This window comes from Brevundimonas sp. SS2672 (assembly GCF_059579685.1).
On record NZ_CM184201.1, the window covers coordinates 2,392,021 to 2,413,018 of the forward strand.

Consider the following 20,998-nt stretch of genomic DNA (forward strand, 5'->3'; position numbering starts at 1 on the left):
GCCGTGGTGCGACGGCTCACGCCGACTGACAGAACAAGCCCCTCACCCTTTCGCCTTAGCCAATCGCTACGCTCTTGGAGGCTCAAGCCCTCTCCCGCCGGGAGAGGGTCATACGTTCTCAAACCGCCCTCAAGCAGCGCAAGGCGCGTTAGGGCCGCTCAAAATGGTAACCGGCCCGTTCACCGCGTTCGTGAACCGGACCGCAAGCGCAGGCGCCCTACAACCCGACGCCTGGGGCCAGAACGGTCCTGCGAGCGGACGCGGTCCATGCTGTTTCTCTTGAACGATGTCGTCTTCGATCTGGACGAGGCCTGCCCGGCCCCGAGCCACGACGTGCGTCGGTTCGAGAGCCTGTCCTTCGACTATGTGCTGGAAATGGGCTGCGAGCTGTTCGCCGAAGACCCGCTGCTGCACCGGACCGACCCGGCCCGCGCGCGTCGTCTGGCCTGGCTGATCGCGCACAAGGCGGAAGGCGTCAACGCCGCCCTGTTCGCCGCGCCCGAAAAGGCTTGCGCCCCCGAACTGGTCGAGCCGCGTTTCTGCGCCTTGCCCGAGGTCGTTCTGCACCACCTGCAACAACGCGCCCGCCGCGGCGCCCTGAACGCCGCCACGGCGGACAAGGCGGTCTGGAGCCGTCTGGCCGCCTAGGGGCTTCCATAGAACACCGTCGTTCTTTAGGTCATCTCCTTCAGACTCGGAGGGGACGAGAGGCGATGAACAAGAAAACGCGGTTTCATCTGACGCGCGGTGCTGCGCTAGGCGCGGCGATAGCTCTGGGAAGCCTCGCCGCATCGCCGGCCCTGGCCGAATGGCGTCGGGCGGAAACCGAACACTTTATCGTCTATGGCGACGCCTCTGAGGGCAGTCTTCGGCGCTACGCTCAAAAGGTCGAGCGTTTCGACGCCCTGCTGCGAACCTACTACCCCATCCAGACCGACCATGAGATCCCGAAGCTGGAGATCTTCATGGCCGAGGGACGACGGGACATGAACCGCATGTCCCCCGGCATCAGTGCAGGCGTCGCAGGCTATTATTCGCCCAATAGCGGCCGCATCTATACGGTTGTCGATATGCGCAGCTCGATGGGCGACGTCGTCGTCTTCCACGAGTATGCGCACCACTTCATGTTTCAGATGAAAGCAAACGCCTATCCATCATGGTTCGTTGAAGGCTTTGCAGAGTACTATTCGACCGCCAATCTCACCGACGAGCGCATCCAGTTCGGACGTCATAACCCCAGCCGCATGAACTCTCTGACCTCGGGCTTCAGCTCCTGGGCCAAGATGGAAGATGTTCTCAAGTGGCGAATTTCGGATTCGGGACGTTTCCCAGCGCACCTCTACTATGCTCAGTCCTGGGCGATGACCCACTACTTCATGAGTACGCCCGAACGCACCCAGATGCTGGGACGTTATCTGGCGGCTGTGGCCGATGGCGAAGACTCCGTCGTAGCGATGCAGGCGGCGACAGGCCGAACTCCCGCTCAACTTCAGGACGACGTATGGCGCTATATTTCAGGCTCCATAAATGTGACCTCGCCGCAGATTGCGGTCACCCATCCCGAAGTGACGATCAGCCAACTGTCGAAAGCCGAGGCCGACGCCATCTGGTTGGACGTTCGCCTGGATAACGCACCGATCAAGCTTCCTGCCGAGGAAGAGACCGACGGCGAAACCCAGACCGACGCCCAGAAGGCGCGGCGGGCTCGTGATCGACGACAGACCGAAGAGAACCGCGACGAACTTATCCGCTCTGCCTTAGCCCTAGGTGAACACCATGCGGCTTCCGACGTCGGACGGCTGCTCCTGGCCCGCGCCCATCGCCTGTCACAGCGCCCCGACCGGGCGTTGGCGGTGCTGAAGCCCAGCCTTGACGGCCAGACGACTAACGCCCAAATCCTACGCGTCGCCGCCCTTGCCCTGCTGGATCAGACCGAGTCGGCGGCCTCCGTTGACGACGCCAACGACCTTCGCCGTCAGGCCGCCGCCTATCTAGCCCGGGCCATGGATTCTGAACCGCTGGATTTCCGCATCTATCTGGGCCTGAACGACGTACGGCGCGGGCAGCCCCGCTATCCGACGGACAACGACATCTCCACGCTGGAGGTCGCCTGCGCCTTGGCTCCGCAGTCGTTCGACTGCCGCACTCGGCTGGGCCACGCCTATATGGCGCGCGAAATGAATGCTGAAGCTATCGCAGTCCTGACGCCGGTGTCCAACAGCCCGCACTCCAGCGGTTACAAGCGTCAGGCGCGGGCCATGATCGACCGTGCACGGCAAGCATTGGGCCAAGCCCCGCTTGAAGCGACGGGCGAGCTCGAGGAGGCCGACGAAACGTCTGTATCCGACGCAGCCTGACCTGACTGTGCTCTAGAGCAGGATGCCGAACACCGTGTGCACCAACGCCGCCGCCAGGACGATCAGGGCGAACCCCGCCAGAAAGCAGACCAGCGGGTGAATCTTGCGCTCGTGCTGTACGGGCGCGGACTTGCCTGGGTGGACCAGAGCCATGATGTTTCCCTTCCCTAGTGCGGCGGACTCATGGCCCGCCGTCTCCCGAAAACGAGCATGCCTCGAATAACCCTCATACGCGAAGGATCTCTCACGGCATCGTGAACGTCGACAATCGGGCCGTGGCGCGCTAGGTCGCGCGTCCTGAAGGAAGCTCCATGTCCAAACTCACCCTCGCCCAGGAGGCCCTGCGCCGCAGGACCTTCGCCATCATCGCTCACCCGGACGCGGGCAAGACGACCCTGACCGAGCACATCCTGCTGGCGGGCGGCGCCGTGCGCGCAGCCGGCGCGGTCAAGGCGCGCGGGGAGAACCGCCGCGCCCGCTCCGACTGGATGAAGATCGAGAAGGAACGGGGCATCTCGGTCACCGCCTCGGTCATGACGTTCGAGCACGACGGCAAGATGTTCAACCTGCTGGACACGCCGGGGCACGAAGACTTCTCGGAAGATACCTATCGCACCCTGACCGCCGCCGACTGCGCCATCATGGTGCTGGACGCCGCCAAGGGCATCGAGCCGCAGACGCTGAAGCTGTTCGAGGTCTGCCGCCTGCGCGACATTCCGATCATCACCTTCATCAACAAGCTGGACCGCGAGGCGCAGGACCCGATGGCCCTGCTGGACGAGATCGCATCGCGTCTGCAGTTGGACCCCTCGCCCATCTGGTGGCCGGCCGAGAGCGGCGCCCGCCTGCGCGGTCTGGCCGAGGTCGGCGGTCAGGGCCGGTTCCAGCCCTATACGCGCAAGACCGCCGACAACGACGGCGAACACCCCGCCCCCCTGCCCTTCGACGACGCCGCCTCCTACTTCGAGGGGACGGAACGGGCCGACATGGTCGATGCGCTGGAGTTGGTCGAGGCGGGATACAAGCCGTTCGACCGTCAGGCCTTCCTGGAAGGGCATATGACGCCTGTGCTGTGGGGCTCGGCCCTGCGCCACTTCGGCATCGAGGAACTGCTGAAGGCCATCGGCGAATGGGCGCCGCCGCCCAAGAGCCAGAAGGCCCGCAAGGAAGCCCCGCCCGAGACCCGCAACGCCCCTGCGCCCGAAGACATCACGGTCGAGCCGAGCACGGACGAAGTCACCGGCTTCGTCTTCAAGGTCCAGGCCAACATGGACCCCAACCACCGCGACCGCATCGCCATGTTCCGCATGGCCTCGGGCAGCTTCAAACGCGGCATGAAGCTGAAGGTCCAGAACACCGGCAAGCAGCTGTCGGTGAACGCCCCCATCATGTTCTTCGCCTCGGATCGAGAACTGGCCGAAGAGGCCTATGCGGGCGACGTCATCGGCATTCCGAACCACGGCGTGCTGCGCGTCGGCGACAGCCTGTCGGAGAGCGGTCTGGTGCGGTTCGCCGGCCTGCCGAACTTCGCCCCGGAAATCCTGCAGCGCGTCCGCGTCAAGGACCCGCTGAAGGCCAAGCATCTGCAGAAGGCGCTGGTCGGTCTGGCCGAGGAAGGCGTGACCCAGCTGTTCCGCCCGGACCTGGGGGCGGACTTCATCGTCGGCGCCGTAGGCCAGTTGCAGTTCGAGGTCATGGCCGATCGTCTGGGCGAGGAATACGGCCTGGACGTCATTTTCGAGCCGTCGCCCTACGCCGAAGCCCGTTGGGTGTCAGGCGCCAAGGCCGACCTTGAGGACTTCGCCGGGAAGTATCGGCCCCAGATGGCGACCGACATCGACCAGAACCCGGTCTTCCTGGCCAAGTCGGCCTGGGAGACGGGCTATGTCTCCGAGCGCTTCCCCAAGGTGGCCTTCACCAAGACCAAGGAGCGGGGCTGATCAGATGTCCCGGAACAGGGCGAGATAGCGTTCGTAGACAAACAGCCGGTGCCGCTTCTGCCCGGTAATCTCACGCAGAATGCCCAGCCGCGCCATCTCGGCGACGATGTTGTTGGCGTTGACGAAGCTGACACCGAGCGTTTTCGCCGCCTGGTTCACGTCGAGATACGGGTCCTGGAAGAGCCCCTCGAGCAGGGTCAACGCCTTACCGACCCTGGCGCCCAGGGCGCTGACGACGGCATCGCGATGTTCCTCCCGCAAGGTGAGGATATTGCGCACCGTGCGGGCGGCGTCTTCGGCCGCCTCTGTGACGCATTCGAGAAAGAAGACCAGCCACGCCTCCCAGTCGCCATTGTCCCGGACAGCCTGAAGACGCTCATAATATTCCTGACGCCGCTTCTTCAGCGCCAGAGAGACATAGAGGACCGGCTTGGCGAGCACATTGTTCTCGCACAAGAGAAAGGTGATCAGCAGACGGCCGAGACGCCCGTTGCCGTCGACAAAGGGATGGATGGTTTCGAATTGCGCGTGCGCCAGACCGATGCGGATCAACAGGGCGAGATCGCTGGGCGCGTGCAGAAAACGCTCGAGATCGGCCACGTGGTCCGCCACCGTCTCGGGCGGCGGCGGAACGAAAACGGCATTCGCCAGGGTCGCGCCCTGTGGGCCGATCCAATTCTGCGTGGTCCGAAACTCGCCGGGCGTCGCATGGCCTCCACGGACATCCCGCATCAGCCGCGCATGAATCTCCCTGAGCAGACGCGAGGAGAGCGGCAGGGTCTTCAATCGCTCGATCCCCTCGTTGAGCGCCGCGACGTAGTTGATCACCTCATTGACGTCCCCCACCGGCTGCTCGCCCGAAAACCGCGCTTCGGCCGCGAGCAGATCATCCATCGACGCCTGCGTGCCTTCGATCTGGCTCGACAGAACGGCTTCGCGCCGCACGTACATGGCGGTGAACAACTCAGGATGAGGCAAGGTCCCAACCGCCCCGTCCAGCCGTCCCAAGGCCACATCCGCCTTGCTCAGGGCGAGGGCCATGGCGCCTGAGACGTCCAGAGGCGTCGGCGGCAGGGCCTCGGGGATGAAGGCGCGATAGCCGCATAACTGCCGCACATACCGTCCGGCGCGATTGACCCGGCCGACATCGCTCATGTTTTTCATCTCTCAAACAAGATCAAAGAACGACGGTCATATTATCCAATTTGTTTAATATAACAATCCAGGCCCGATTTCGTTTTCCATCTGAAAAATAGCTGGAGCCTATCCGGCTCGCGCCACGCGCCTCTCGCCGCGCCCCAGCGCCTGGAACCACGGCAGGAAGACCTGGATCAGCGGTCCGATGGCCAGGGCGTAGGCGACGGTGCCCAGACCGACGGCGCCGCCCAGCAGCCAGCCGGCGCCGAGGACAAGGATCTCGACGCTCAGGCGCGCCGCCCGGATGGACCACCCGAGCCGCTGATTCAGCCCTGTCATCAGGCCGTCCCGCGGGCCCGGCCCCATGCCCGCGCCGATATAGGCCGCGCTGGCGACTGCGTTCAGCGTCACGCCCGCCGCCATCATGACCACGCGCATGGCCAGTCCCTCGGCCTCGGGCAGGACCGCCAGCGACGCGTCCAGCGCCAGGCCGATGACGAAGATGTTGCACAGGGTCCCGACGCCCGGCTTCTGGCGCAGCGGAATCCACATCAGCATCACCGCGATCCCCATCAGGATGACGACGACGCCGAGACGCAGGCCCGTCTGTTCCGACAGGCCCTGGTGAAAGACGTTCCAAGGGTCCAGGCCCAGGCCGGAGCGCACCATGAGGGCGCCTGAAAAGCCGAATAGGCAAAGCCCCAGCTGAAGTTGAATGAAGCGACGGATCCACATGCAGCCCCTTCTGCCTCATTGGGCCAGGATTTAAAGGTCCGGCTTTCGTCTGAGGCCGAAGGTCATGGCGAACATGACCAGGCAGACGCCGCTGGAGACCAGCAGGGCCAGACCCGCCGAACGGTCCAGCACCAGGCCGTAAAGCGCCGGCGCCGCCGCCTGGACGAAACGCGCGGGCGTCAGCACCAGAGCCTGGCGCGCGCCGTAGTTCTCGCGCCCGAACAGATGCAGCGGCAGGACTCCCGAGGCCACCGCCAGCAGGCCGTTGCCCGCCCCCTGGCCCAGAGCGACCGCGCCGGCCGCGCCCTTGCCCCCGACAGAGGCGATCAGGGCGCCGAGCGGATGCAGCAGGGTCGCCGTCCGCGCCGCCGCGACGGGCGAACCCTTCCCCGGCGCCGCCAGGGCGATCAGGCGCACGGCGATGGCCGCGCTCGCCATCAATCCGGCCGCCAGGGCCGCCTCGGCAGGCGTCAGGCCCAGGCGGGTCAGCAGACGCGGCAGATGGGCGCTCATGGCCGTCGCCACCCACCAGGCCCCGGCGAACAGGACGGCCAGGCGGATCATGGTCCCGTCCCAGCGCACGCGGCCGGACGCCGGCGGCCGGGCGCCGGCCCGTCCATCCGGCAGCACCGCCGCATACAGCGGCAGGCACAGCAGCAGATGCGCCCCCGCCCAGACGAAACAGGCGCCGCGCCAACCCAGGGTCTGGATCATCAGCAACGTCAGCGGCCAGCCCAGCGCGCCGCCGAAGGCGCCCAGCAGGGAGACGGCGGTGATCGGCTTCTTCGCCGCTTCGCCGTGCAGGGCCACCAGGACGGCGTAGGCCGGACCGTACAGCCCCACCCCCATGCCCGCGCCCAGCATCAGCACGCCCGCGACCATCGCCGTCGGCTCGCGCGCCAGCCCCAGCAGCGTCAGGGCCAGGGCGAAGATCACGGCCGCCGCCGACAGCGCCTCGCGCCCGCCGCGCCGGTCGATCCAGCGTCCGCCGAACGGGCTGAGCGCCGCCGAGACCAGGAAGGCCCCCGACAGGGCCGAGAACACCACGCCGGGCGTCGTCCCCACGCCCGCCGCCAGAGGCTCGGCCAAGACTCCGAGCAGGTAGTAGCTGGAGGCGAAGGAGACGATCATCCCCAGGCCCAGGACGGGAATGATCAGGCGAGAAACGGCGAGGTGCGACATGGCGCGCTCTGTCAGCGGATTTGCCCGCCTGGCGAAAGCGACCTATCGAACGCCGGATGTTCGAAAACCTCACAACCTCCGGCGCCCCCAGCGGCGCCCTGCCGTCGCTGAACGCCCTGCGCGCCTTCGAGGCCATGGCGCGCACCGGCAGCGCCACGCGCGCGGCGGCCGAACTGAACGTGACCCACAGCGCCGTCAGCCGGCAGGTCAAGGCGCTGGAGGCGCAGCTGGGCCTGCGCCTGTTCGAGGGGCCGCGTCACGCCCTGACGCTGACCGAGGCCGGGCGCGGCCTTCTGCCCGGCCTGACCGTCGCCTTCGACCAGATCGCCGCCGCCGTGGCCGAGGCGCGCGGGACCGGGCGCGATCTGCACGTCGCCGCCAACGCCAGCCTGGCGGTCAAATGGCTGATCCCGCGCCTGGCCGACTTCAACCGCCTGCACCCCCAGGTGCGGGTCCATCTGGTCGAACTGGCGCCGCACGCGGTCAGCCGGCGCGGAGCCGACCTGCTGCTGCGGCTGCTGGACACGCGCCGGATCGAGGCTCTGGGAGCCGTCGCCGTCATCCCCAATGCGGTCGGGCCGGTGATCGCGCCCGCCCTGGTCAAGGAAGACGCCCGTTCCGACGCCCTGACCGCGCCGCGCCTGGTCCCGCGGACACACCTTTCCGCCTGGCGGGACTGGGCCGATCTGACCGGGCGGCGTCCGCCCGATGCGCCCGAGCGGGCCGTGGCCCACCTGCATTTCGCCCTGGACGGCGCCCTGGCGGGCTGGGGCGCGGCGGTCCTGCCCTGGGCGCTGACGGCCGAGGCCGTGGCGGACGGGCGGCTGCTGGCGCCCTTCGGCTTCGCGCGCGACGACGGCGCCGTGGCGGCCATTCCGGGCGCAGGCGAGATGTCGCAGGGGCGGCGGCTGTTCCTGCGCTGGCTGACGGACCAGGGGCGCGCCATGCCCGCCGCGCCGGATGCAACCTGAAGCTTAGCTGAACACGTCTTTCATCCTTCGCGGGGACGTGGTTCTCTAAGAGGACGCAAATCGGCCCCGCTGCATCATCATGATGGATCGCCGAATTTGCGGCCCCCTGTGGAGTTCAGATGCTTCTCGTCGCCTTCACCGCCGCCCTGGCGCTGGCTCAGGCTCAGTCTCAGGCCCAGGGACGGACCGAAGCTCCGGCCCCGCGCCTCGTCTCCTATGACGAGGCGGTGCGGTGCGCCGGCCTGACTCAGGCCGGATCCGAGCTGGAAGGCGGTGAAAGCCGTTATGGCCGGGAGCTTTACGACGCCGCCCTCTATTGGTCGTTGGCGGCCATGCAGGCGGCGACCGTCGCGGGCCGCGATCCCACGGCGGCCGAGAACGACCAGACGCGCGCCCGGCTCCAGTCCGTGCGGCGCCTGTCAGCCGGCGACGCCGAAGCCCGCGCCGGCCTGCAACGGTGCCGCCGCGCCGCGCCGCGACTGGGCTAGGGCCGGGCGACGCCCGAGCGGGCGGCGATTTTTTCTTGTCATATGGTTAAGCCGAACCCTTCGAACGGCGCTGCGTTTGCTTGGACGACCCCCGGATCACCCTCGTGATCCCGAAGCGGGACGACTGGAGCGCCATGTTCGAATTCGGCAGAGATCTGAGACGGCTGTTCGAGAAGGCGCGCGACAGCGACGACCTCGGCTGGCTGGAGCTGATCGGCGCGGGTCTGGTCGAGGTCGAAGCCCGGCAACAGGCCGTCGACGCGGGCCGCGTCTCCTGCGCCCGGCCCTACGACGCCGCCCTGCGCGCCGCCGCCCTGTGGCGCGAGCACGCCCGTCGCTGCGGCGCCGCCGCCAGCATCGACCGCGCCGAGGCCGCCGGACGCGACGCCGCCAAGGCCGCCGCCAACGACGACCAGGGAATCCGCGCCGCCCTCGACATGGCCCAAACCGGGATGCTGGCTTTCGACCTGCGCGGCGGGCCCGAGCGGCTGACGGCGGCGCTGGAGCTGCTGGCCGACCTGCCGACCGCGCGCCGCACCGATACGGCCGCCGCCATGGCCGCCCTGCACGCCCGGCTGCGCGCGCGTCAGGCCCTGCTGTCGGGCCGCCTGCCCGACCTGACCGAGGCGACGGCCCTGCTGGACGCCGCCCTGGCGCGGCTGAAGACCGGACGCGCGGTCGAGGACGAGCTGCGCATGGATCGCGCCGTCGTGACGCTGGAAGCCGGGCTGATCGCCCGCGACCCGCGCCTGCTGGATCAGGCGGGCCGCGACCTGCGCGCCTTGGTCGAAGCCGCCTCGCCGGAACAGCGGCCCTTGAGCCGCGCCCGCGCCCTGGCCCTGTGCGGCGCGGGCATGGCCGCCCTGGCCGCCGTGGCCGAGGACGCCGCCGCCCGCGATCAGGCCCAGGCCCTGTTCGACGCCGCCGCCCAGCTGTTCACCCCCGACCACAGCCCGCTGGACTGGGCCGCCATCCAGGTGATGCGCGCCGAACGCGAGGCCCTGCCGCCGCTGGTGCTGGTCCAAGCCGAGGCCCTGACCGAGGGCGGCGGTCTGATCCTGGGCGCCCTCGCCCACGAGCAGCGCGTGGCCCAGGAAGCCGCGCGCGCGGGCGCCGTCGGCGACCTGTCGGCCCTGCTGGAGATCGAGGGGTCGCTGCGGCGCCGGCTGGTGCGGCCCTCGGTCTCGGCCACGCCCCTGGACTGGGCGGCCGAGCAGATCGGCCTGGCGCGCATCGCCCTGGCCCGCGCCCGCTGGACCGGCGAGACGCCCCGCGCCGTCGGCCTGATGTTGGCCGAGGCGGCCCAGACCGCGCGCGAACACGGCGCCTCCAGCCTGGCCGAACGCGCCGAGCGTCTGGCGCCGCGCCCGCAAACCGTCTGATCGGGGGGCGCCGAGACGCCGCCCGGCCTTGACCCGGCCCCATTGGGCGCCTAGCTCACGGGCTTCGCAGAAGGGTTCCGACACAGTGACCGAACAAACCGCCGCCGATCCCGTCCACGCCTTCATCGCCCAGACGGTGGCCGAGCATGACGTGGTGCTCTTCATGAAGGGCACGCCGGATTCGCCGCGCTGCGGCTTCTCCTCGGTGACGGTCCAGATCCTGGACCACGTGGGCGCCCCCTTCGTCGGCGTCGACGTGCTGCAGGACGAAGCCCTGCGCGAAGGCATCAAGGCCTTCACCGACTGGCCGACCATCCCCCAGCTCTATGTGAAGGGCGAGTTCGTCGGCGGCTCGGACATCGTGCGCGAGATGTTCCAGTCGGGCGAACTGGCCGCCCTGATGGCCGAGAAGGGCGTCGCCCTCGGCGAAGCCTGAGCCTGATGGCCCGGCCGCAGTTGCAACCGCGTGAGGACCGCGAGGTCTTCGTCGTCCCGCTGGACGTGCGGCCGGAACACATCGACGAGAACAACCACGTCAACAACGTCGTCTACGTCGGCTGGCTGCAGGACGTGGGCACGGCTCACTGGAACGCGCGCTTCGACGACGAGACGCGCGCCCGCTGGTCGTGGATCGCCCTGAGGCACGAGATCGACTACCTGCGCGCCATCGCGCCCGACTCGACCGGCGTCGTCGCCCGCACCTGGGTCGGCGATCCGCAAGGGCCGCGCTTCAACCGCTATGTCCGCATCGAGGACGCCGAGGGCCGTCTGTGCGCGCAAGGCCTGTCCGAATGGTGCCTGGTCGACGCCAAGACCCTGCGCCCCGCCCGCATTCCCGCTGAGATGCTGGGACCGTTCACCGCCTAAACCTCCCTTCTCCCCCTGTGGGAGAAGGTGGCTCGCGAAGCGAGACGGATGAGGGGTAGCGGGACATTCGCCTCGCCCCCTCATTCACCGTCGCAAGACCCCTCATCCGGCCCTGACGGGCCACCTTCTCCCACAAGGGAGAAGGACGATGGATCAGCCCGCGATCTGGCCGAAGTCGGCCACCCGGTTCATCACGCCGCGCACCTGGACCAGCAGCTTCAGGCGGTTTTCACGCTCCTCGGCCACGTCGGAGTTGACCATGACGGCGGTGAAGAAGGCGTCCACCGGACCGCGCAGGGCGGCCAGCGCCGTCATGGCGGCGGCGAAGTCCTCGGCCTCCAGCGCCGCGTCCACGGCCGAGGCGGCGGCGGCGGCGGCGAAGGCCAGGGCGGTCTCTTCCGCCGGCTGGTTCGGCAGACCGGTCGCGACGGCGCCATAGGGCAGCGGCCCCTTCTTCTCCTCGGCCTTGAGCAGTTGGGCGGCGCGCTTGTAGCCCGCCAGCAGGTTCGCCCCGTCGTCCGTCGCCAGGAAGGCGGCCAGCGCCTCCACCCGACGCACGATCCGCACCAGATCGTCGTCGCCCAGCGCAAAGACGGCCGCCACGAGGTCGTGACGCTGGCCCTTGTCGCGTAGCAGGACGGTCAGGCGATCGGCGAAGAAAGCGAGGAGGTCAGCCAGCTCATTCTCCCGAAGAACCTCGTAACCAAGCTCAGAGAGATCGTCAGCTTGCTCAAATTTCTCGGCGATTTCGCGCATCCGAGAGAAAATTTTACCCGCCTTGTCCGCAGGTATTCCCTTCAGATCTTCGACCTGTTGCCATTTTTGTTCAGCGGCGCGCCTTGCCCCCTCCAAAAGTACACGGGCCGCAGGACGAGCGGTCACATCAACCAAACCGAACCTAGCCCCATTCTCCAGCACCAGCCGGATCACGCCCAGCGCCGCGCGGCGCAGCGCATAGGGATCCTTCGACCCCGTGGGCTTTTCGTCGATGGCGAAGAAGCCGACCAAGGTGTCGAGCTTTTCGGCCATGGCGACGGCGACGGTGACCGGGGCGGTCGGGACGGTGTCGCCCGGTCCCTGCGGCTTGTAGTGGTCGCGGATGGCGTCGGCCACGGCTTCGGGCTGACCGGCCAGGCGGGCGTAGTAGCCGCCCATGATCCCCTGCAGTTCCGGGAACTCGCCCACCATGCCCGAGGCCAGGTCGGCCTTGGACAGGCGCGCGGCCTGTTCGGCCTGAGCCGCGTCGGCGCCGACCAGCGGGGCGATCTCGCGCGCCAACGCCGCGATGCGGTCCACCCGCTCGGCCAGCGTGCCCAGCTTGGCGTGGAAGGTGACGTCCTTCAGCTTGGCGTTCCAGGCGTCGAAGCCGACCTTCTGGTCCTCGGTCCAGAAGAACTCGGCGTCGCTCAGACGCGCCGACAGCACCTTGGCGTTGCCTGCGGCCAGGGCCGCACCGCCGTCGGTCGCCTCGACGTTGGCGACGACGACGAAGTGCGGCGCCAGCCCCTCCTTGCCCGGTTCGCGCACGGCGAAATACTTCTGGTGCACCTTCATCGACAGCTGGACCACTTCCGGCGGCAGGGCCAGGAACTGCGGGTCCATGTCGCCCAGGATCGGCGTCGGCCATTCGGCCAGGCCCGACACCTCGTCCAGCAGGCCGTCGTCATCGACCAGGGCCAGCCCCTTGGCCGCGCACACGGCGCGGGCCCCCTCGAGGATGCGCAGCTTGCGGTCGGCGGCGTCCAGCAGGACGAAGTTGCGCTCCAGCTTCTGGCGATAGTCGGCGAAATCCTTGACCGCGAACGGCTGGCCCGCGCCCATGAAGCGGTGGCCCTCGGTCACGTCGCCCGATGGGATTCCATCCACTTCAAACGGGATCACCGCCCCGTCGAACAGGGCCAGGATGCGCTTGATCGGCCGCACCCAACGCAGGGTGCCCGTGCCCCAGCGCATCGACTTGGGCCAGGGGAAGTGGCGGATGATGTCGTCGACGCTCTCGGCCACGACCTCGGTCGTCGCGCGACCCTTGCTGCTGATCTCGGCGAACCAGACGCCGTCGCGCTCGACCAGTTGATCCTGCGTCAGGCCGGTCTTGCGCAGGAAGCCCTCCAGCGCCTGGGCCGGGGCCGAAGTCTTCGGCCCCTTCAGCTCTTCATTGCGGTCGGGCGTGGCGGCGGGCAGGCCGTCGATGACCAGCGTCAGGCGGCGCGGCCCGGCGTAGGTCGTCAGCGCGTCCCAGGTCAGGCCCGCAGCCTTCAGGCGGTCGGAGGCCATGCGCTCCAGATCGCGCGCGGCGCCCTGCTGCATGCGGGCGGGGATTTCTTCGGAGAAGATTTCGAGGAGAAGCTGGGGCATCAGGCGGTCGCCCGTTCGTGTTTGACTTGAGCGAGGGCGCAGGCTTTGCACAGGTCGCGGATGCGGCCGATGTAGCTCTGGCGTTCGGCGACGGCGATGGCGCCGCGAGCGTCCATCAGGTTGAACAGGTGCGAAGCCTTCAGCACCTGGTCATAGGCGGGCAGGACCAGCGGCTGGCCTTGCGGCCCCTTCATGGTCAGGAAATGGGCGGCCTCGCGCTCCATGTCCTCGAAGCGGCGCTTCAGCGCGGCGACGTCATAGCCGTGGAAGTTGGCTTCCGACTGCTGGCGCTCGTTCTCGAGGAAGACTTCGCCATAGGTCAGGCCCTCCTTGTTGAACTTCAGGTCATAGACGTTGTCGACGCCCTGAACATACATGGCCAGACGCTCCAGCCCGTAGGTCAGCTCGCCCGAGACCACGTCGACCTCGATGCCGCCGACGCCCTGGAAATAGGTGAACTGCGTCACCTCCATGCCGTCGCACCAGACCTCCCAGCCCAGGCCCCAGGCGCCGACGGTGGGGTTTTCCCAGTCGTCCTCGACAAAGCGGATGTCGTGCAGGCTGGGGTCGATGCCGATGGCGCGCAGGGAGTTCAGATACAGCTCCTGCAGGTTGTCGGGGTTCGGCTTCAGGATGACCTGATACTGGTAATAGTGCTGCAGCCGGTTGGGGTTCTCGCCGTATCGGCCGTCGCCGGGGCGGCGCGACGGCTGGACATAGGCGGCCTTCCAGGGCTTCTTGCCCAGCGCCCGCAGCACGGTGGCGGGGTGCAGGGTGCCGGCGCCGACCTCGATGTCATAGGGCTGCAGGATGGCGCAGCCCTGCTCGCTCCAATAGTGGTGCAGGGTCAGGATTAGGTCCTGAAACGAGAGAGGTTCAGCAGCGGCCACGGTCGACATTTCGGTCCGATTTCGGGAGGCGCGGACCATAGGGCCGCCACGCTTCGCCAGCAAGGCGAGGCGGTGCAATCCTTCACCCTTCTGCAAGCGCGGATGCGCTAGAAGTCGGCCATGATGCAGCAACGGATCGATCAGATGCGCCGCCGGGCGGCGCGCTACCTGGGCGTCAGGCCGGTGACGGTCGCGCCCGAGCGGGGGATTCTCAGCCTCAGCTTCGATGATTTTCCGGCCAGCGCCTGGACCGAGGCCGGGCCGATCCTGGCCGAACACGGGATCAGGGCGACCTATTACGTCGCGGGCGGCCTGTGCGGGGGCGAGAACATCGGCAAGGCCCAGTTCGAGGTCGAGCACCTTCAGGCCGCGCATGAGGCGGGACACGAGATCGGCTGCCACACCTTCGACCACGTCAGCGCCCTGCGTCTGAGCCCCGCCGAACTGACGGACCAGCTGGCGAAGAACGCCGCCTGGGTCGCCGAACGGCTGGACGGCCACGTCATGACCACCTTCGCCTGGCCCTTCGGCGACGTGGCCCTGGGCGCCAAGGCGGTGATCGACGAGCGCTTCCTGCTGGGGCGCGGCGTGCGCGACGGGGTCAACGCCGGGCGCGCCGACCGGGCCAGTCTGCAGGCCATCGGCCTGGAAGCGCGCCGCCTGCCCCACTATGATCTTGAGGGCCTGGTCGCCGGCGCTGTGGAGGCGCCCGGTTGGCTGATCGCCTATGGCCATGATGTCGAGAGCGACCCCACCCCCTACGGCTGCACGCCCGAGGATTTGGACCGCCTGATCCGCCTGGCCAAGGCGGCCGGGCTGGAGATCCTGCCGGTCGGCGAGGCGTGGGAGCGGTTGGGCGGCGACGCCTAGATCAGGCCCTTCGCCTCGGCCCAGCGGATCAGCGGCCTGCGCGGCCAGCACAGCAGCCAGGAGCAGGCGACGTATTCGCCCTTCTCGATCATGGCGCGGCGCGTGGGCGAGGAAGCGGAGGCGCGCTCGTCATGAATCTCTCCGCCGCCCTGATGGATCATGAAGGCGCCGTTGTTCACGGGCGTGGTCCGCAGATAGGTCAGGCGCGGGCTGATGGTCTCCAGCGGCGGATCGAAGAACCAGCTGGAGCCGATGACGCCCGCCAGTTCCGGCCGCGTCTTCAACAGGGCGGCGGCGGCGGCCCAGTTGCGCTCCCAGCCCGCTTCGTTGAAGTCCGACAGGTCGCGCGCCTCCGTATGCGTCTCCAGCCAAGGTCGCCAGCCGCCCGCCTGGACCCAGCCGATCAGCGGACCGGGACCGCGCCCGCCCAGCATGTGCCGCACCACTAGCCCCGGCCCGACGGGCGAGGACAGGTCCAGCATCTGGGTGTTGCTGCCCGGCACGCTGAGCGCCAGTGAGACGCGCACGTCCTTGGCCCAGAAGTCGGGATCATACGGGTCCGCCCCGCTGTCCAGATAGGCCGCGAGCCGGTCCACATAGGTCGGATACCCCGCCAGCACGGCCTGCGGCAGGCGCTCGGCGGCGATGCGGTCGGGCAGCTCCAGCGCCCAGGCGGCGATCAGGCCGCGCCTCTGGTCGTCGTTCGCGCCCTCGCCCAGCAGACCGTCGACGGTGCGGGCGGCCAGTTCGAAGTCCCAGTGCGGCGCGACCTCAGCGGCGGCGCGGGCGGCGCCGTCCTTGATCTCTTCGACGCGGGCGCGGTCGACGGGCGACAGGCGCGACAGGGCGCGTTCAAAGGCGGCGTTCTGTTCGGGCGAGAGCTGGGTCATGACGCCAGCTTGGCCGCAGGGGCTGTAAATCCGGTTAAATTACCGCACGCGGTTCGATATCCGGCGCGCCCAGCACCACCGGCCGCGCCCACCAGCCCGGCCGATCCAGGGCGAAGGCCGCCTCGATCGCCGCCGCCCGGTCGTCGAACAGGCCGAAAACGGTGGCCCCCGATCCCGACATCCGCGTCAGGCGACAGGCCGGCGCGGCGCGCATGGCGGCCAGCGCCTCCTCTATCCCCGGCGTGACGGCCAGGGCGGGCGCCTCCAGATCGTTTCTCTGCGCCGCCAGCCAGGCGATGACGGAGGCGACAGACCAGTCGGCGGGCGACGCGGGTCGATCCGCCGCCCCGACGGGCGAGGCGTCATAGGCGCGGTAAACCCCGCCCGTCGGCGACGGCAGACCGGGGTTCAGCAACACGCCGTGCAGCGTCGGCAGGCGCGGCTCGTCCTCCAGCACCTCGCCGATCCCCGACGCCCAGGCCGGACGCGCGCGCAGGCACATGGGGCCGTCCGCCCCGGCGGCCAGGGCGAGGCGCTCCAGTTCCGCCTCAGGCATGTCGAGGTCCAGCAGGCGCGCGGTCAGACGCAGCGCCGTACCCGCGTCCGCCGAACCGCCGCCCAGTCCCGCCGCGATGGGCAGACGCTTGTCCAGGGTCACGGCCACGGGCGGTTCGTCGATCCCCGCCGCCTCGCCCAGGGCGCGCAGGGCCTTGAGGATCAGATTGTCCCCCTGCCCGTCCAGCCCCGCCGCGAACGGCCCCTCGACCGTCAGGGACAGGGCCTCGGCGCGGCGCACCGTCACCCGGTCGCCGACGTCGGCGAAGGCGGCCAGGCTGACCAGGGGGTGATAGCCGTGGGCCTGCAGCGGCCCGACGTGCAGCAACAGATTGATCTTGGCCGGCGCCAGGCCGCTCAGAGCGTCGGAAACAGACATGACGGCGTCAGTCGTCCGCGCCGCCTGCGGACCCCAGCCCCTTGTCCCCGGTCGGATCCTGGCCCAGGCGATCGCGCAGCTTGCCTTCGACCTCGGCCTTGCGCTTGTCGTCGACGTCCAGGGTCAAGACGCGGTTCCACTGGAAGCCCGCCTCGCGCTGACGCCCCACGGCCCAATAGGCGTCGCCCAGATGGTCGTTGATCTCGGCGTTGGCGGGCTCCTTGTCGACGGCGCCCTCCAGATTAACCACCGCCGCCTCATACTGTCCCTGACGGAACTGGGCCCAGCCGAGCGAGTCCTGAATGTTGCCGTCCTTGGGCTCGGCGGCGTGGGCGCGGGCGATCATGGCGGCGCCTTCCTGCACCCGCGCGCCCGTGTCGACCCACAGATAGCCGAGGTAGTTCAGCAGGGTCGGATTGTCGGGCTGCATCTGCAGGGCGGCCCACAGCTCGGCCTCGGCCTCGGTGTCCCGATCAAGGGATTCATAGGCGGCGCCGCGCAGGAAATGGACCTCATAGCCCTGATCCGCCGTATTCAGCAGCGGGCCGTTCAGCAGGTCCAGCGCCTCTTCATAGCGGTTCATCTGCATCAGCTGCCCGGCCAGCATATAGGCCACGCCCGCCTCGTCGGGGCGGACGGCGGCGGCGCGGCGCAGTTCGGCCAGAGCCTCCTCGTCGCGATCCGCCTTGCCCAGGCTGATGGCCGTCTGGATGCGGGCGGCGGCGTAGAGGGCGGGCGAGGCCTCGCTGACCTGGGCCAGGGCGGCGCGGCCCGCCGGTTCGATCCCCTGAATCAGGGTCTGGCCGACCAGAAGCTGGGTGTTGTCGCTCGGGTCCAGATTCTGGGCCAGGCGCAGGTAGACGACGCCGAACTCATGGGCGCGCTGGGCGATCATCTGATCCGCAGCCGTGCGCAGCGCCTGGGCCGCGCCCTCGTGGAAGCTCGGCAGGGCAGGCGGACGGCCCTTGGCCAGCACCCGCTCGCGTCCCTGAATCACGCGACGGTCAGCCGTTCCGGCGGTGACGGCGGCGTCATACTGGACCAGGGCCTCGTCACGGCGACCGCGCCGCTCCAGGAACTCGCCATAGGGCTGGCGGAACAGGGCGCCGGCGATGGCGTGGCTGGTCAGGTCGCGCCACTCGGCGTCGGCCTCGTCATAGCGGCGACGCTGCTCCAGCAGGCGGGCGCGGTTGCTGCGCGCCACCAGGGCGCTGACCGGATCGAAGTCGGTCGGCGGCATGGCCAGGGCGCGGTCCCAGTCCTTGGCCGCCGCCGCGATCCACCCCTGGACGTAGAAGCCCGCGCGATCGTGCGGTTCGCCCACGGGGGCGGCCTTCAGCAGATCGTCGGCGCGCCGGGCGTCGCCCCCGGCATAGGCCTGCACCGCCTGAACCAGGCGCCCGGCCTGGACGATGACCGGCGAGACCTCGGGATCGGTCGGGGCGATGCGGCCCGCCTCGTCCAGGTCTCCAGCCAGGAGGGCGGCGGTGAAGGCCTGTTCGCGCACGCGCGGCTGTTCCGGCGTCAGGGCGTAGACGCGGGCCAGATAGGCGGCCCCGACCGCGCTCTCGCCGCTGGTCAGGGCGTTGCGCGCCGCCAGATAGAGGCCGTAGGCGCTGTTCTTCTGGGCGTCGAGCGGGATCGGCGCCCACACGGCGGGAATGGGCGCGACCTTCGGCTCTTCGGGCGTTTCCGGCTCGTCGGCGATGATGATGTGCGGAACGGGGTCGCCGTTCGGTTCGACGTCCTGCGCGTCCGCCGTAGCTTCGGCCGGAGCTTCGGCCGGCGTTTCCGGCGCGGGCTCAGGCGCCTCCTGCGCCGGCGACGGCGCGGCCAGAGACAGCGCAAGGGCGGAGACCGCCAGGAACAGGACAGGGCGAGAAGAGACGAAACGCATGGCCGGACCCTTCACGCTTTCCCTTTCGCCCGCAAGAGTTCGCCACGCAAATCCCTCTCCTGTTGGGAGAGGGCTTGAGCCTCCAAGAGCCGAAGGCGATTGGCGAAGGCGAAAGGGTGAGGGTTCGCGGGTGAAGGCGGCCGAAGGCCGTGGCTAAACGTATCCACAACGGCTTGCGCCGACGGGCAGGACAAGCCCCTCACCCTTTCGCGCAAGAACGACGGCTGCGCCGCCGTGCGCTCAAGCCCTCTCCCGCCGGGAGAGGGTTAAGACTTACATGTTCGGATAGTTCGGGCCGCCGCCGCCTTCGGGGGTGGTCCAGACGATGTTCTGCGACGGGTCCTTGATGTCGCAGGTTTTGCAGTGGACGCAGTTCTGGGCGTTGATGACGAAGCGCGGATCGGCGCGGTTCGCCTCGTCCGCATAGACGACTTCATACACCCCGGCCGGGCAGTACAGCCGCGCCGGCTCGCCGTATTTCGGCAGGTTGACGTTGATGGGCACGGACGGGTCCAGCAGCTTCAGGTGCGCGGGCTGGTCTTCGGCGTGGTTGGTGTTGGAGATGAAGACGCTCGACAGCTTGTCGAACGACAGCTTCCCGTCCGGCTTGGGATAGACGATCGGCTTGTGCTGCGAAGCGGGCTCGGTCGAGGCCGCGTCGGTCTTGCCGTGGCGCATGGTGCCGAAGAAGGAGAAGCCGCCCGTCAGGTGGTTGACCCACAGGTCGAACATGCCGACCGCCCCGCCCATCATGGTGCCCAGCTTGGACAGCAGGGGCTTGGCGTTGCGGACGACCTTCAGCTCCTTATGGACCCACGAGCGCAGATAGGCGGCCTGATAGGCGTCGAGCACGTCGCCCGAACGGCCTTCCATGACGGCGTCATAGGCGGCGTCGGCGGCCAGCATGCCGGTCTTCATGGCGTTATGGCTGCCCTTGATGCGCGGCACGTTCACGAAGCCCGCCGAACAGCCGATCAAGGCCCCGCCGGGGAAGGCCAGTTTCGGCACCGACTGGAAGCCGCCTTCGGTGATGGCGCGGGCGCCGTAGGAGACGCGCGTGCCGCCCTCCAGATGCTCGGCGATGGCCGGGTGGTGCTTGAACTGCTGGAACTCGTCGAACGGCGAAAGGAAGGGGTTCTTGTAGTTCAGGTGGACGACGAAGCCGACGGACACATAGCGATCGCCGAAGTGATACAGGAACGAGCCGCCGCCCGTCTTGTCGTCCAGCGGCCAGCCGGTGGTGTGCTGGACCAGGCCGGGCTGGTGCTTCTCGGCCGGGATCTGCCACAGCTCCTTCAGGCCGATGCCGAACTTCTGGGGATCGGCGGCGTCGCACAGGTTGTGGCGGGCCATGATGGTCTTGGCCAGCGAGCCGCGCACGCCCTCGGCGATGAAGACGTATTTGCCGTGCAGCTCCAACCCCGGCTGGAACTCGCCGGTCGGCTTGCCCTCGCGGTCGATGCCGAAGACGCCGGCGACGACGCCCTTCACCCGGCCGGTCTCTTCCTCCCAGACCACATGGCTGGCGGCCATGCCGGGATAGACTTCGACGCCCATGGTTTCGGCCTGTTCGGCCAGCCAGCGCGCGACATTGCCCAGAGAGGCGATGTAGCAGCCGTCGTTGTGCATGAAGGGCGGCATGGCGAACATCGGCAGGGAGGCCTGCCCCTGCGGGCCCAGCACCAGGAACTTGTCCTTGGTCACCGGCGTCTCCAGCGGGGCGCCGCGTTCCTTCCAGTCGGGGAAGAGCTCGTTCAGCGCCCTGGGGTCGATCACCGCGCCCGACAGGACGTGGCCGCCGATCTCGGCCGATTTCTCCAGCACGGCGACGGAGATGTCCTTCCCGTCCTTTTCGGCCCGCTGCTTAAGGCGGATGGCGGCGGACAGACCGGCGGGGCCGCCGCCGACGATGACGACGTCATATTCCATGACCTCGCGCTCGACGCCCGCCAGGGCCTCCAGCGGCGGCAGATTATCGATGACGGCTTCCTGCCATGCGTTCCTGGCGCCGCCTTCGATCATTTCCTCAGCCATGTCCCCTGAATCCTTGTTGTCGTCGTGGTTATCCGCCTTATCGTGAGGTGACGCGACGGCGGTCAAGGC

The 20,998-nt window shown here is 68.7% G+C and carries 19 protein-coding genes; 9 read left to right on the plus strand and 10 right to left on the minus strand.

Annotated elements, in window-relative coordinates; all coding sequences use genetic code 11:
• Positions 1-267 precede the first annotated feature (267 nt).
• Together AC52GN_RS12150 and AC52GN_RS12155 are read left to right on the plus strand one after the other, a co-directional pair.
• Positions 268-648, plus strand: a complete 381-nt coding sequence (locus AC52GN_RS12150; RefSeq protein ID WP_003165872.1) for a hypothetical protein — start codon at positions 268-270, stop codon at positions 646-648.
• A gap of 338 nt (positions 649-986) precedes the next feature.
• On the plus strand, positions 987-2,357 hold the full coding sequence (locus AC52GN_RS12155; protein ID WP_496527247.1) for a DUF1570 domain-containing protein: 1,371 nt from the start codon (positions 987-989) through the stop codon (positions 2,355-2,357).
• Between the two features lie 12 nt (positions 2,358-2,369).
• On the opposite strand, the gene AC52GN_RS12160 is transcribed toward AC52GN_RS12155, so the two are convergent.
• Positions 2,370-2,510, minus strand: a complete 141-nt coding sequence (locus tag AC52GN_RS12160; RefSeq protein WP_343830819.1) for a hypothetical protein — start codon at positions 2,508-2,510, stop codon at positions 2,370-2,372.
• A gap of 158 nt (positions 2,511-2,668) precedes the next feature.
• On the opposite strand from AC52GN_RS12160, the gene AC52GN_RS12165 reads away from it, so the two are divergent.
• A complete protein-coding gene (locus tag AC52GN_RS12165) occupies positions 2,669-4,297 on the plus strand; it encodes a peptide chain release factor 3 (RefSeq protein ID WP_496527248.1) in 1,629 nt (542 codons plus the stop codon).
• Here AC52GN_RS12165 and AC52GN_RS12170 read toward each other — a convergent pair whose 3' ends face one another.
• From AC52GN_RS12170 to AC52GN_RS12180, 3 genes are all read right to left on the minus strand, one after another.
• Positions 4,298-5,452 carry a Fic family protein gene (locus AC52GN_RS12170; RefSeq protein WP_496527249.1) on the minus strand — a complete coding sequence of 385 codons (1,155 nt, stop codon included), beginning with the start codon at positions 5,450-5,452 and terminating at the stop codon, positions 4,298-4,300.
• Positions 5,453-5,560: 108 nt separating this feature from the next.
• Positions 5,561-6,169 carry a membrane protein YczE gene (yczE, locus tag AC52GN_RS12175; protein ID WP_496527250.1) on the minus strand — a complete coding sequence of 203 codons (609 nt, stop codon included), beginning with the start codon at positions 6,167-6,169 and terminating at the stop codon, positions 5,561-5,563.
• 30 nt (positions 6,170-6,199) lie between these two features.
• On the minus strand, positions 6,200-7,351 hold the full coding sequence (locus AC52GN_RS12180; RefSeq protein WP_496527251.1) for an MFS transporter: 1,152 nt from the start codon (positions 7,349-7,351) through the stop codon (positions 6,200-6,202).
• A gap of 56 nt (positions 7,352-7,407) precedes the next feature.
• Between AC52GN_RS12180 and AC52GN_RS12185 the strand changes: the two genes are divergently transcribed.
• From AC52GN_RS12185 to AC52GN_RS12205, 5 genes are all read left to right on the plus strand, one after another.
• A complete protein-coding gene (locus AC52GN_RS12185) occupies positions 7,408-8,322 on the plus strand; it encodes a LysR family transcriptional regulator (RefSeq protein WP_496527252.1) in 915 nt (304 codons plus the stop codon).
• Between the two features lie 119 nt (positions 8,323-8,441).
• On the plus strand, positions 8,442-8,810 hold the full coding sequence (locus AC52GN_RS12190) for a hypothetical protein (protein WP_291777729.1): 369 nt from the start codon (positions 8,442-8,444) through the stop codon (positions 8,808-8,810).
• Between the two features lie 104 nt (positions 8,811-8,914).
• Positions 8,915-10,192: a hypothetical protein gene (locus tag AC52GN_RS12195; RefSeq protein ID WP_496527253.1), complete on the plus strand. Its 1,278-nt coding sequence runs from the start codon at positions 8,915-8,917 to the stop codon at positions 10,190-10,192.
• 85 nt (positions 10,193-10,277) lie between these two features.
• Positions 10,278-10,628 (plus strand): Grx4 family monothiol glutaredoxin, encoded by a 351-nt coding sequence (gene grxD, locus AC52GN_RS12200; RefSeq protein ID WP_291777723.1) that lies wholly within the window; start codon positions 10,278-10,280, stop codon positions 10,626-10,628.
• 5 nt (positions 10,629-10,633) lie between these two features.
• Entirely contained in the window at positions 10,634-11,059 is a 426-nt protein-coding gene (locus AC52GN_RS12205) for an acyl-CoA thioesterase (protein WP_496527254.1), read from the plus strand.
• A gap of 153 nt (positions 11,060-11,212) precedes the next feature.
• On the opposite strand, the gene glyS is transcribed toward AC52GN_RS12205, so the two are convergent.
• Together glyS and AC52GN_RS12215 are read right to left on the minus strand one after the other, a co-directional pair.
• Positions 11,213-13,414 (minus strand): glycine--tRNA ligase subunit beta, encoded by a 2,202-nt coding sequence (gene glyS, locus AC52GN_RS12210; protein WP_496527255.1) that lies wholly within the window; start codon positions 13,412-13,414, stop codon positions 11,213-11,215.
• A complete protein-coding gene (locus AC52GN_RS12215) occupies positions 13,414-14,313 on the minus strand; it encodes a glycine--tRNA ligase subunit alpha (RefSeq protein ID WP_496527256.1) in 900 nt (299 codons plus the stop codon). Before AC52GN_RS12215 ends, glyS begins: the two co-directional genes overlap by 1 nt.
• 111 nt (positions 14,314-14,424) lie before the next feature.
• Here AC52GN_RS12215 and AC52GN_RS12220 point away from each other — a divergent pair, with 111 nt between their 5' ends.
• Positions 14,425-15,174 (plus strand): polysaccharide deacetylase family protein, encoded by a 750-nt coding sequence (locus AC52GN_RS12220; RefSeq protein WP_496527257.1) that lies wholly within the window; start codon positions 14,425-14,427, stop codon positions 15,172-15,174.
• Here the strand turns inward: AC52GN_RS12220 and AC52GN_RS12225 are convergent.
• From AC52GN_RS12225 to AC52GN_RS12240, 4 genes are all read right to left on the minus strand, one after another.
• Positions 15,171-16,064, minus strand: a complete 894-nt coding sequence (locus AC52GN_RS12225; protein WP_496527258.1) for a hypothetical protein — start codon at positions 16,062-16,064, stop codon at positions 15,171-15,173. The genes AC52GN_RS12220 and AC52GN_RS12225 overlap by 4 nt on opposite strands.
• Before the next feature lie 34 nt (positions 16,065-16,098).
• On the minus strand, positions 16,099-16,998 hold the full coding sequence (locus AC52GN_RS12230; protein WP_496527259.1) for a 4-(cytidine 5'-diphospho)-2-C-methyl-D-erythritol kinase: 900 nt from the start codon (positions 16,996-16,998) through the stop codon (positions 16,099-16,101).
• A gap of 7 nt (positions 16,999-17,005) precedes the next feature.
• Positions 17,006-18,895: a tetratricopeptide repeat protein gene (locus tag AC52GN_RS12235; protein WP_496527260.1), complete on the minus strand. Its 1,890-nt coding sequence runs from the start codon at positions 18,893-18,895 to the stop codon at positions 17,006-17,008.
• 273 nt (positions 18,896-19,168) lie between these two features.
• The gene (locus tag AC52GN_RS12240; RefSeq protein ID WP_496528808.1) at positions 19,169-20,824 is read right to left on the minus strand and encodes an electron transfer flavoprotein-ubiquinone oxidoreductase; all 1,656 of its coding nucleotides are present in this window, start codon (positions 20,822-20,824) and stop codon (positions 19,169-19,171) included.
• Between the last annotated feature and the right edge of the window lie 174 nt (positions 20,825-20,998).